Genomic DNA, 1,643 nt, shown 5'->3' on the forward strand with positions numbered 1-1,643 from the left:
CCAGCAATTCCCGGCGAGCAAATCGTATGAGCAATATCAATCACTTATCAACGAGATGGCGTTGAGCTTCTCGTAGACTATCTTTATCACTGACTCTTTGCTCTGTGATATTTGACACTCTGTGGCTGCTCCCGAACCGACCCTACGCAAGGACCTCTCAATGCCCGGCCTGCTGGCCACCGTCAGAGATAGATTCTCGCTCATTCCTGACTCACGCCGCCAAGCCAGTGTTCAGCATTCGATGAGCGATACACTCAGTTCTGCTCTGGCGATGTTCGTGTTGAAGTATCCCTCCTTGCTGATGTTTGATCAAGATGCACGAGCCGAGAGAACTCTGATTTGCCACAATCTGTTGACCCTGTTTGAGGTCTCTCGCGTGCCCTGTGATACACAGATGAGAACCATTTTGGATCCCGTCAAACCCGAGCAGCTTCGCCCCACTTTTCGCGCACTGCACAGCGCCGCCCAGCGCGGCGGTGCGTTGGAACAATTCACCTGGCTGGACGGGAAATATTTGCTCTCCATAGATGGAACGGGAACATTCTCTTCCACCCAAGTGCATTGCAAGCACTGTTGCGAGAAGAAAGCCAAGAGCACTCAGAGCGACAAGGATGGCCCGGAGTTTTATCACCAGATGCTGGTTAGTGCCATTGTTCACCCCGATAGCAAAGCGGCTCTGCCAGTGGATTTCGAACCCATCACTCGAAAGGATGGAGCCAACAAGAATGACAGTGAGCGCAATGCAGGCAAACGACTGATCCCCAGCATAAAAGCTCAGTACCCCAAACGACGTTTCGTCGTGCTCGAGGATGCGCTGGCAGCCAATGGGCCTCATCTGGAGCTACTGGCCAAGCATGAAATGGATTTCATCATCGGTGTCAAACCTGGAAGCAACGCTGCTGTGTTTGATGAAGTTGCCCGCAGGATGAGTCAGGGTGGCTGCACAGAGTGGGAAGAGGACAGCCCTTCTGCAAACACATCACGCGGGTATCGCTTTACGAATCAGATGCCTCTCAATGCCTCTCATCCGGACTTGATGGTGAACTTCATCGAGTATTGGCAGGTAGACAAACGAGGCAAGCAAACGATCTGGAGCTGGGTGACCAACCTGACACTCAATACACACAATGCGCTGGAAATCGTGCAGGCAGGACGAACGCGTTGGAAAATCGAGAACGAGGTTTTCAACACGCTGAAGAATCAGAGCTATAGGTTCGAACACAATTACGGACATGGAACGCAATACTTATCGAGTGTGTTGGGTGGGTTGATGCTGCTGGCCTTCCTGATTGATCAATTGCAGCAAATCGCCTGTCGTCTTTTTCAACGCGCTCTGGAGCGCTGGAAGTCGAAGAAGTCGGCCTGGGAGAAATATCGCGCCATCTTCTTTGAGTTCCGAGTGCCGGACTGGGATACATTGATGGATGTCTGGGCCATTCCACAGCAAGGGCCTGAACTAATCAGTGTGCGGCGAAAGACATAGCCGTTACGATATTCAACACCCTTGGCACGCTACACAGGAATAATCAACGCTCGACCCCCACAGGTATCAGCAAGCCGGTTTACGGTTGAGTTTACTGTGGGCGCAATAAACTGGCGGGATCTTAGTGCTGAGTAAGACTGATGGCCGGGAATCGCTGACT

General features: G+C 52.0%; 1 protein-coding gene. It reads left to right on the forward strand.

Annotation, left to right across the window (positions count from 1 at the left end; all coding sequences use genetic code 11):
* Positions 1-160: 160 nt before the first annotated feature.
* Positions 161-1,483, forward strand: a complete 1,323-nt coding sequence (locus tag ACUNV4_RS30325) for a transposase (protein ID WP_430882421.1) — start codon at positions 161-163, stop codon at positions 1,481-1,483.
* Positions 1,484-1,643: the final 160 nt, after the last annotated feature.

It is taken from the genome of Granulosicoccus sp. 3-233 (assembly GCF_052681095.1).

Bases quoted from the DNA above. Each gene is read 5' to 3' on its own strand.
- ACUNV4_RS30325 (WP_430882421.1), top strand. From the start codon at position 161: ATGCCCGGCCTGCTGGCCACCGTCAGAGATAGATTCTCGCTCATTCCT.